General features: G+C 70.5%; 11 protein-coding genes. 3 read left to right on the top strand and 8 right to left on the bottom strand.

The annotated features are described in order from the left end of the window. The first annotated feature begins 227 nt into the window (after positions 1-227). Positions 228-821, top strand: a complete 594-nt coding sequence (locus tag AB0383_RS44840; protein ID WP_360592529.1) for a TetR/AcrR family transcriptional regulator — start codon at positions 228-230, stop codon at positions 819-821. A gap of 87 nt (positions 822-908) precedes the next feature. Here the strand turns inward: AB0383_RS44840 and AB0383_RS44835 are convergent, their stop codons facing one another. From AB0383_RS44835 to AB0383_RS44825, 3 genes are all read right to left on the bottom strand, one after another. Beyond that, on the bottom strand, positions 909-1,877 hold the full coding sequence (locus AB0383_RS44835) for an IS481 family transposase (RefSeq protein WP_366190473.1): 969 nt from the start codon (positions 1,875-1,877) through the stop codon (positions 909-911). A gap of 107 nt (positions 1,878-1,984) precedes the next feature. Then, complete coding sequence (locus AB0383_RS44830; protein ID WP_366190471.1) at positions 1,985-3,088, bottom strand: Gfo/Idh/MocA family oxidoreductase; 1,104 nt, start codon at positions 3,086-3,088, stop codon at positions 1,985-1,987. After that, a complete protein-coding gene (locus AB0383_RS44825) occupies positions 3,085-3,819 on the bottom strand; it encodes a TIM barrel protein (protein ID WP_366190469.1) in 735 nt (244 codons plus the stop codon). Before AB0383_RS44825 ends, AB0383_RS44830 begins: the two co-directional genes overlap by 4 nt. 175 nt (positions 3,820-3,994) lie before the next feature. Here AB0383_RS44825 and AB0383_RS44820 point away from each other — a divergent pair, with 175 nt between their 5' ends. Then, positions 3,995-4,222 (top strand): three-helix bundle dimerization domain-containing protein, encoded by a 228-nt coding sequence (locus AB0383_RS44820; RefSeq protein ID WP_220238994.1) that lies wholly within the window; start codon positions 3,995-3,997, stop codon positions 4,220-4,222. A gap of 22 nt (positions 4,223-4,244) precedes the next feature. On the opposite strand, the gene AB0383_RS44815 is transcribed toward AB0383_RS44820, so the two are convergent. The 5 genes from AB0383_RS44815 to AB0383_RS44795 all read right to left on the bottom strand — a co-directional run bounded on the left by AB0383_RS44815 (position 4,245) and on the right by AB0383_RS44795 (position 8,236). Next, positions 4,245-5,039 (bottom strand): SDR family oxidoreductase, encoded by a 795-nt coding sequence (locus AB0383_RS44815; RefSeq protein ID WP_366190467.1) that lies wholly within the window; start codon positions 5,037-5,039, stop codon positions 4,245-4,247. A gap of 84 nt (positions 5,040-5,123) precedes the next feature. Further along, positions 5,124-5,831 carry a histidine phosphatase family protein gene (locus AB0383_RS44810; RefSeq protein ID WP_366190465.1) on the bottom strand — a complete coding sequence of 236 codons (708 nt, stop codon included), beginning with the start codon at positions 5,829-5,831 and terminating at the stop codon, positions 5,124-5,126. Between the two features lie 61 nt (positions 5,832-5,892). Next, entirely contained in the window at positions 5,893-6,315 is a 423-nt protein-coding gene (locus tag AB0383_RS44805; protein WP_366190463.1) for a hypothetical protein, read from the bottom strand. Between the two features lie 502 nt (positions 6,316-6,817). Further along, complete coding sequence (locus tag AB0383_RS44800) at positions 6,818-7,333, bottom strand: GNAT family N-acetyltransferase (protein ID WP_366190461.1); 516 nt, start codon at positions 7,331-7,333, stop codon at positions 6,818-6,820. Between the two features lie 165 nt (positions 7,334-7,498). Beyond that, on the bottom strand, positions 7,499-8,236 hold the full coding sequence (locus tag AB0383_RS44795) for a FadR/GntR family transcriptional regulator (RefSeq protein WP_366190460.1): 738 nt from the start codon (positions 8,234-8,236) through the stop codon (positions 7,499-7,501). 225 nt (positions 8,237-8,461) lie between these two features. On the opposite strand from AB0383_RS44795, the gene AB0383_RS44790 reads away from it, so the two are divergent. Next, positions 8,462-10,075 (top strand): ABC transporter substrate-binding protein, encoded by a 1,614-nt coding sequence (locus AB0383_RS44790; protein WP_366190459.1) that lies wholly within the window; start codon positions 8,462-8,464, stop codon positions 10,073-10,075. Positions 10,076-10,081 lie beyond the last annotated feature (6 nt).

Below are 10,081 nucleotides of genomic sequence, written 5' to 3'. Positions count from 1 at the left end.
TGGGGCGGTGCGATCGGCCCCCGGCCGATCCGACCGCCCCATCCGGAAGCCGGCTCAAAGGCGATCTCGCACGCCCCGGCGGAGCCGGGGCCAAAGACACAGCGATCTCGCACGCCCCGGCGGAGCCGGGGCCAAAGACACAGCGATCTCGCACGCCTCGGCGGAGCCGAGGCCAAAGACACAGGGCAGAATTGGAGGATGCACGCCGCCGAACCGAGCACGCTCCCGTGACCGGGGGTTACCTGAAGGGCCGGATCCGCCGCGAGGACATCATTTCCGCGGCTGCGGTGGTATACGGCGAGGCCGGCTACCACGGTTCGTCGCTGCGGGAGATCGCCAAGCGTGTCGGCATCAGCCATGCCGGGCTGTTGTACTACTTCCCCACCAAGGAAGCGCTGCTCGCCGCCGTGCTCGAACGGCGTGACGCCGAGGACTCCGAGCGCGAGCAGCTGACCGTGCCGCCCGGGCTGGAGGTGCTGCGGCACTTCGTCGCGCTGGCCGAGCACAACGTGCGCCACCCTGGGATCGTCGACCTGTACTCGCGGCTGGCGGCCGAGGCCGTGGCGCCCGACCACCCGGCGCACGAGTACTTCGTGGAGCACTACCGGCAGGCGCGCGAAAGCGTGATCGGCTCGTTCCGGCTGCTGGCCACGACGGGCGAGCTGCGCGAGGGCGTGGACCCGGACTTCGCGGCGCTCACGTTCATCGCGCTCATGGACGGGCTGCAGGTCCAATGGCTCACCACCCCCGGCGACGTCGACCTCGTCGGCTCCTTGCGGTTCTACCTGCGCACCTTGCTGACCGTGCCCCTCGAGGACTGACCATGGTCCGTGAAGGGCACCTCCCCCGAAGTGCCCTTCACGGACCGCCGGCCCGCTAGATGTACTCGGTCATGAGGTTGGTGACAGTCATAGGCGACTGACCGGTGGCTGACCTCCGAGTGCGGTATGACGGCGTCGAGTGTTGTAGAACTCGAGCCAGGGGTCCAGCGCGGCGGCGCGTTCGCCGTTGCTGAGGAAGACTCGGGCGTAGGCCCATTCGGTTTGCAGGGTGCGGTTGTAGCGCTCGACTTTCCCGTTCTGCCAGGGGCAGTGGGGCCTGATGAATACGTGCCGGGCCCCGAGCACGGTGATCACGTCGCGAACGTCGTGGGAACGCTTGTAGCTGAAGTGGTTGTCGGTCATGACCCGCTCGATCCGGGCGATCCCGCGCTCGGCGAAGTAGCTGGCGGCCCGGCGCAGGAAGCCGGCGCAGGTCGGGCCCTTCTCGTCGGGCAGGATCTCGGAGTAGGCCAGGCGGGTGTGGTCATCGACCATGGAGTGGATGTAGTCGAATCCGATTCTGGCGCGCTTCTGCGCACCGCTTTGGCCGTGTTCGCGTCCGTGGGCTTTCCAGCCGCCGCCGTCGTGGATGCGGCCGACTTTTTTGACGTCCATGTGGACCAGTTCGCCGGGCCGGTCGCGTTCGTAGCGGATGGCGGTGGTTGTGGAGGCGCGGATGATCTGTCCGGTCAGTGGATCGCATTCCCGCAGGTAGGGCAGGTGGTGGCGGCGCAGGATGCGGGAGATGGTGCGGGCGGGGATGCCGAGCTCGGGGCCGAGCCAGTCCTGGCCGCGGCGGTGTTCGTGACGCGCCCGGACGACGCGGGCCTCGACCGTGGCAGGGGTCTGGTTGGGCGAGTGGTGTGGCCGTGATGAACGGTCGTGCAGGTCGGCGGGCTCACCGGTGGCGTGGAAGCGGGCGATCCAGCGGTGGGCGCATTGCCGGGAGATCCCGAGCTCTTTGGCGACGTGTGATACCGGCCGTCGCTGGCGACACACACGGTCGATCAGGAGTAGTCGGCCATGCAGAGTTAGGCGGGCGTTACGGTGGGCCATGAAGACCTCCGGACTGGTGAAGACAGCTATCTCCACCGCATCCGGAGGTCTTCGCTACGTCAACGACCAACACGCCCGCGCGTCACCAACGTCCCGGCCGAGTACAGCTAGAGCGTGCGGGCGTAGGGGTCCCAGCCGTCCGGCAGGGCGGGCGGGACCTCGACGGTGCTGGCCACCTCCACGGACTGGCCGCGCGTGATCGACTCGTCGATGGCGAGCATCGCGTCGAGCACGTGGTAGGCCAGCTCCCCCGACGCGCGTTCCGGCACCCCGGCCCGGATCGCGCGGGCGAGCTCCAGCGCGCCCGTGCCGCGCGAGGCGGCGTGTCCTTGCGGCGCAAGCTCTTCCGGCTCGGCGGCACCCAGCAGGTGCAGCTTCGTCGGGCCGTCGAAGCGGTTCGGGTCCGGCAGTACCGCGGTGCCGAGCGCACCCGACACCTCGACGAAACCCGTGCGAGCCAAGGCGGAGTCGAAGCTCAGCACGATCTGCGCGCTGCCGCCGCGGGTGAACTCGACGAGCGCGGTCACCGTGGTCGGCACGGTCACCGCGAACTCCGTGCCGGCGCGCGGACCCGAGCCGATCACGCGCGTGTCCCGCGCACGGCCGCCGGCGCCGGTCACCTTGCGGATCGGGCCGAACAGCTGCACGAGCTCCGTGAGGTAGTACGGCCCCATGTCCAGCAGTGGGCCGCCGCCGTGCTGGAACAGGAACTCCGGCGCCGGGTGCCAGCTCTCCGGTCCCGGCGTCTGGAACAGCGCCAGCGCCGTGCACGGTTCGCCGATGCGGCCGGCCTCGATCGCGCGCCGTGCCGTCTGCGGGCCGGCGCCGAGCACGGTGTCCGGCGCGCTCGCCACGCGCAAACCCTTCTCCCGCGCGCGATCGAGCAGTTTGCGGCCCGTCTGGCGGTCGAGCGCGAGCGGCTTCTCCGCCCACACGCTCTTGCCCGCCTCCAGCGCCGCGAGGCCGACCTCGACGTGCGCGGCCGGGATCGTGAGGTTCACGACCAGCTCGATCTCCGGGTTCGCCAGCAGCTCCGCGACGGTTTCCCCGTGCGGCACACCGTGTTTCGCCGCCTGCGCCTGCGCACGGGCCACATCGAGGTCGGCGACGGAGAGCACCCGCACGTCGGGGAAGCCCGTGAGGTTCTCGAGGTAAGTGTCGCTGATGACCCCCGCGCCGATCAGGCCGACGCCGACGGGGCCGCTGGTCACTTCGCGCCCTCGGTGAGGTAGGCGAAGCTGGCGGCGATACCTTCGAAGATGTCGCCGTCGTAGCGGTCGAACTCCACCACGCGCAACGCGTCGGGCGCCGCGGCGAGAACCTCGGGGAGCGGGACGCTGCCCTGGCCCGCCGGGACCTGACCGGACGCGTCGGTGGCGAGCGCACCGTCCTTCACGTGGATGGCGTGCACCCGGGAGCCGAGCCGGGTGAGCAGCTCGGGCGCGTTCGCCCCGCCCGCCGTGGCCCAGTAGGCATCGACCTCCAGCGCGACGGCCGGGTCGAGCTGGTCGGCGAACACCTCGAACGCGTGGCGGCCGTCGATCCGGGACTCCAGCTCCCACCAGTGGTTGTGGTAGCCGACCTGCACGCCGTGCTCCTCGGCGACCTTCGCGGCGGCGTTGAGCGCTTCCGCGGTGGCCGTGATGTCCGCGGCGTTCTGCCACTGCTCGGGCTTCACGAGCGGGTCGATGACCACGGCGATGCCGAGCTGCTTCGCCGCGGCGAACACGGCGTGCTGGTCCTCGCCGATGAGCTTCGCGTGGGCCGTCGGGGCGGTCAGCCCGTTGGCCGGCAGACCGGCGCCGAGCGCGGCCACGTTCTCGACGACGCCGTACGGCTCGACCTGGGTGAACCCGATCGCGGCGAGGCGCCGCAGGGTGTCCGCCGGGTCGGCCGCGAACGCGTCGCGGACCGAGTACAGCTGCACGGAAGGCTTGCCCATTCCAGCTCCTTGGCTTCGCGGTTCGGCGCCCGGGGCGCCGCGTCGCCTGAATTTCTACCAGGTGGTCGAAATTGACACCAGGCGTTTGCGACAGGTGCACACGTTCGCCCGCCGTTTGAGGAGGGCCCGTGGCGGGCAGCAGGCATGAAGGGCCGAAACCACGGAAAGGGACGCGATGACCCACCAGGGCATGGACGACTTGATGGTGAAGGGCGAAGAGGAGAGCTTCTCCGCGCTGAAGTCACGGCTCGTCGACGAGTACGGCAGCGCGCGCGAACCCGAGATCAACCGCACGATCACCGCACAGCGGCAGCACTTCGACGACGCCGGCGTGCGCAGCTTCCTGCCTGTGCTCGTCGAGCGCCAGGTGCGCGACCGGCTCGGTGAGCCCCGAGGGCGCTGACGGGGCCTTCGCTGACGGGGCCTTACGGAAGGATCGAGTCGACGTAGCCGCCGTCGACGCGGAGGGCGCCGCCGGTGGTGGCGGAGGCGAGCGGTGAGCTCAGGTATACCACGAGGTTCGCGATCTCCTCCGGCTCGATCAGCCGCTGCAGCAACGACTGGGGGCGGTGGGTCTTCATGAACTCCCGTTGCGCCTGCTCCCACGGCAGGTTCTTGTCCACGAGCTGGTAAACGAAGTCCTCGACGCCTCCGGTGTGCGTGGGACCGGCGATCACGGAGTTGACCGTGACGCCCGTCCCCGCCGCCGCTTTGGCGAAGCCGCGCGACACGCCCAGCAGCGCCGTCTTCGACATGCCGTAGTGGATCATCTCGGCTGGGATCACGACGGCCGAGTCGCTCGCGATGTTGAGCACGCGGCCCCAGCCCTGCTCGGTCATCGCGGGCAGCGTCAGGCGCGTCAGCCGCACGGCCGCGAGCACGTTGACCTCGAAGTAGCGCCGCCACTCGTCGTCGGTGATCTCCAGCGGCTCCTGCGCGCCGAAGATGCCGAGGTTGTTCACGAGGACGTCGACGCGCCCCGCACGGTCGAGGACTTGGCGCGCGCCTTCGTCGGTGGTCACGTCGCCGGCCCCGGCCACGAACTCGCCCCCCGGCACCTGGTTCTCGAGCTCCCCGATCGCCTGCGCGACGCCCGCGTCGCCGCGCCCGTTCACCACCACGCGCGCACCCGCCTTCGCGAGCCCCGCGGCGATCGCCGCGCCGATCCCCTGCGTGGACCCGGTGACGAGCGCCGTCCTGCCGTCGAGGTCGAGCTTCATGGTTTCCCTTCCGGTGCCGATGATCTTGGTGTGCCATCATCCCGCGCCGGGCTCACGCCCGCTGAGCGTCGCTCGGCGTGACGCTCACACCAGCGGCACGTCGACGAGGTGCCCGACGTCCTGCGCCGCCGTCATCCGGAAGCCGCCGTCTTGGCCGCGTTCCCAGACGCTGATCGACGCGTTGGGGATGTCGGTGCGGGCGGCCGCGGCCAGGAGGTCCGGCTCGGGCACGCCTTCCAGCACGTAGCGCAGCGCGAACACCGTCACCTCGTGCGCCACGAACAGCACGCGCAGGCCCGGCGTCTCGGCGCTCAGGTCCGCGAGCAGCGAGCGAAGGCGCAGCACGACGTCGGCCCAGGACTCGCCGCCGGGTGGGCGGTAGTAGAACTTGCCGAGGCGCTGTTTGCGGCGCAGTTCGTCCGGCCAGCGTTCGGCGACGCCGCGACTGGTGAGCAGGTCGAGGACGCCCAGTTCGCGGTCGCGCAGGCGCTCGTCGGCACGCAGGCCGCCGGGGACCTCCACGCCTCGGGCGGCGGCCACGTCGAGGGCGACGCGGGCCGTGTCCACGGCGCGCCGGTAGGGCGAGGCCACCACGAGCTGCGGCGGCTCACCCGCGAGCCGCTCCCCCGCCGCCTGCGCCTGGCGCAGGCCCAGCTCGCTCAGCGGCACGTCGGCGTCGCGCTCGGCGATGTCGATGACCTCGCGGCCCGCGGCCTCGGCGGCCTCGCGCGCGACGTTGCCGGTGCTCTGCCCGTGGCGCAGCAGGCCGACCCAGTCCAGTCGTGTCGTCACACGTCCTCAGTACCCCGGACGGACGCGTCGTCACACCCTCACAGCAACGACCGCATCCGGATCACCGCGCCCTCCGCCTCCGCGGGCGAGTGCCGTCCCAGGCCGCACGACGTGGCGACGTCCACCGGCGGCCCCGTGCCGTCTCGACGTGGTCGCGCACCGTCAGCTGGGCCCGCTCGTCCTGCCGCTCGTGGGCGATCCCCGCGACGACGACGGCGATCCCGGACGCAGGGCGGCGCAGCCGCGCGTAGAACGCGGCGGAGGTCGGCGGCGGCTCATCACCGCCGAACATCGGCAGGTGCACGAAGTCCAGCGGACGGCCGGCGGGCCGGCGCCGCACCACCGCGTTGGCGAGAGCCACCATCGGCGCGGCAGAGCGAGGCTGTCGCAGCGCGCGGTGGCCGAGGTCGCCGAAGCACAGGTGCACGCCGAACCGCGTGCCCTCCGGCGCCCGGGCCGCCTGGCGGGTCACCAGGAACGCCATCAGCCCGGCGACCAGCCGGCGCAGTGGCGGGGGCGCGGTCGAGGTACCCCGGCACGCCCACCTGCAACGGCTCCTCCGCCGTCGCGGGCGTGCCGGAAGCACGCAACAGCTCGAATTCCGCCAGCGCGTCGTCCGCGATGTGCTGGCGGAATCTGCCCGGGCTCGAGCCGCCGGGCCACGAGGCGGTCGGTGTCGTCGTAGCCGGTCCAGTCGCCGTCCTTGACCACCGCACTGCGCCGGAACTCTTGAGCTCCTTGACCACGGGCACGAACCACTGCAGGCGCTTGCCCGTCTCACCGCCGCTGATCCGGCGCAGCTGCCCCGCGAGCTCGCCGCGCTGCCACCGAAACGCCTCTTGCGCGTCCGCGAACCGCGGCAGCACCCCCACGAAGTGCAATCGACGATCCATGATCACCGGACGTTACGCACGCACCACATCCTCGTGTACCCGCACCTAACGAGATGTGTCCGGAAGGCCACACACCGTGTCGCGACCCGGCGGTCAGAGGTCCTTGCGGTAGACGAGGAAATCGCACTCCGTCGCCAGCAGCGGCGCGAGGTGCGGGTAGGCCTCCTCGATCGTCGACTTCTCCTCGAGGCGGTAGCCCAGCCGCGTGTACCAGGCGGCGAGGAACTCCTTCGACGGGTGCGTGAACGACCGCGGCACCAGCAGCTCGAGCTGCATCCGCCGCCGGCCCAGCGCACGGCAGCGATCCTCGGCGAACCGCACCAGTTCACGCCCGATGCCCGCGCCCTGCAGCTGCGGCGCGGCGGCCAGCAGGCCGAACTCGCCCACGCCGTCGGCAACCGTCCGCACGCGCACGCAGCCGACCACGCGGCCCGCCTGGCGCGCCACGGCGATCTCGCCGGCCGCGACGAGCCCCGCCACCTCGGCCGCGCTCGTCCGGTCCGCGTCGCCCGCCCACAGACCGGCCTCGGCGGTCGCGTAGACGGCGTTCACCAGGGTGGCCACCTCGGCCGCCGGCACCTCGTCGGCCGCGGCGGACCGCGGCAGCATCTCGACCTCGACTGCGTCCAGGGCGCACCTCCTCGTGGGCCGCCCAGTCTACGAACCGATCAACGCCCGGTCGCACCGTCGATCAGTTCCCTCGGCGCCCGGTCTGGCCACCTCATCGCCGATCCGGCACGAAACCTTGCCGTTCCGGCAACGCGGAGAACCGCGCTACGAAGTCGTCGCCGCGGAATCGGCCTCGACCGGCCGCGCCTCGCCGAAGCCGCCGTAACGGCCGGCCTTCGCGCGCTTGCGCACCTCGTCGAAGTGCCGGTGCACGGCCTCCGCCGCGGCGTCGCCGTCGCGCGAGACCAGGGCGTCGACGATCACCTGGTGCCGCTTCGCCGTGCTCGCCGCCGAGGAGACCGGCCCGCCGAGCTCGCCCTCGGCCGCGCGGTAGACGTCCCAGAACAGCCCCGTGAGCTCGCGCGCCAGGTCGAAGCCCGCTTCCGCGCAGATGAGGTCGTGGAACTCCCGGTCGGCGACCGCGGCATCCGGCCCTTTGCGGCGCATCCGCGCGACGCAGGCCTCCAGTTCGGCGATCAGCTCGGGGCGGTGCTCCGACGCGACCCGCCGGGTCAGCTCCGTCTCGATCATCTCGCGGACCTCGAGCAGGTCGCGCAGGCGCCCGGCGTCGCTGGCGCCGCGGGTGCGCGTGCGGAACAGCAGCCACGTCTGCAGGGCCTCGGAGCCGGCCGAGCCGACGAAGGTGCCGTAGCCGTGGCGGATCTCGACGATGCCGAGCGCCTGCAGTGCCTTGATCGCCTCCCGGATCGAGTTGCGGCTCACCCCGATGTCTTCCATCAGGCTGAGTTCCGTGGGCATCGGCGCGCCCGGCGGGAGGTCGCGGTCGATGATCAGGTCGATGATCCGTTTGGTGATCTCTTCACTGCGTTGCGGGCGCGCCAAAACAGTCTCCCCGGATGTTTCTTTCGTTCGCTGGCACGTCGCCATCGGAGGACATCCTACGTCATACCTCGTCGAATCCCCGGCAGATCCCGGCCCGGTGGCGAAATCGCGCCGTCCCCTTGACCGGTACCCGGTGGAGTTCTAGGGTTCGGCGAAGTCATAGGACGTCCCACGTCCTACTTCTCATGACTTCTGGTGGGCGAAACACACAGTCAGGAGACATCGATGTCCCGAACCGCCATGGGGACCGGCCCCACGTTCGACCGGCGCACGCTGCTGCGCTACGCGGGCCTCGTGGGCGCCACCGCCGCCTTCTCCTCGACGCTGGCCGCGTGCGGCGGCCCCGCGTCGACGAACAAGACGGGCAGCTCCACCGACTCCCTCACCGCAGTGATCGGCTACGGCAACAACCAGTCCTGGGACCCGTTGCAGACCGCCTCGGCGTTCTCCATGGCCGCCATCCTGCACAGCTACGAATCGCTCGTCGAAGGCGACCCCGTCACGCGCGCCCCGTTCCCCGGCCTGGCGAAGGCGCTGCCGGCCGACGTGAGCGGCACCAGCATCAAGTTCGAGCTGCGAGACGGTGCCAAGTGGCACGACGGGCAGCCCGTGACCGCCGACGACGTGGTGTTCACCTACGCCCGCGCCCTGGACGCGAAGGAGAACGTGCTGATCCACAGCTTCTTCGCCCAGTGGCTGAAAGAAGTCAGGAAGGTCGACGACCACACCGTCGAGTTCGTGCTGAAGTTCCCCTTCCCGTACGCGCTGCAGCGGATCCAGATCTGCAAGATCCTCCCGAAGCACGTGTACGAGAACAACTGGCCGCTCGCCGTCGGCGGCAAGGTCGTGGGTTCCGGCCCGTACGAGGTCACCGAGCAGGCGCCGCTGTCGCACACCTCGTTCGAGAAGTTCGCCGACTACAACGGCCCCCGCCCCGCCGCGTACCAGAAGATGCTGTGGAAGTCCATTGTGGACTCCGCCCCGCGCGTGGCCGCGATCTCCGGCGCGAAGCCCGATGCGCAGATCGTGGAGAACATCCCCGCCGCCAACGCCGACCAGCTGCGCAAGGCCGGGCGCACCGTCGAGTTCGCCGACGGCGGCAACAACCTGTACCTGATGTTCAACACCGCCCACGCACCCTTCGGCGACAAGCGCGTGCGCCAGGCGCTGCACTACGCCATCGACAAGAAGAAGATGATCGACATCGGCCTGCGCGGCACCGGTACCGCGGGCACGTCGTTCATCAACCCGAAGCTGCCGCAGTCGCAGCCGGCGTCGCAGAGCTTCGCCTACGACCCGGCGAAGGCCAAGCAGCTGCTGGCCGAGGCCGGCGTCGGCAACCTGAAGATCTCCTTGTCCACCACCAACACCTCGCTCGTGCTCGACTGCGTGAAGGTGATCAAGGAGGGCTGGGACGCGATCGGCGTCGAGACCACTTTGGACTCCCAGGACACCAAAGCGCTGTTCTCCAAGCTGGACAACGGCAACGACTTCCAGGTCGTGTCCACCACGAACAACCCGATGCAGTTCGGCAACGACCCCGACCTGCTCATCCGCTACTACTACGACGCGCAGTCGCTGATGATGACGAAGTACGCGCGCTGGAACAACGCCGACACCGAGGCCCTGCTCGGGCTGCAGGACCAGGCGGCCGCGGAGCCGGACGAGACCAAGCGCAACGGGCTGTACAAGCAGCTATTGGACCTGATCTCCGAGCAGGCCGTGATCTACCCGATCGTGTTCACCCAGCTCGGCACGGCGTGGGACCCGACGGCGATCACCGGCGTGCGCGCGCAGGGCTACCCCGGCATCTACCTCAACCAGGCCAAGCCGGTCTGACGCGGG

This window comes from Amycolatopsis sp. NPDC051373, from assembly GCF_040689465.1.
GTDB lineage: Bacteria > Actinomycetota > Actinomycetes > Mycobacteriales > Pseudonocardiaceae > Amycolatopsis.
This window is presented reverse-complemented; position numbering and strand designations above follow the sequence as displayed.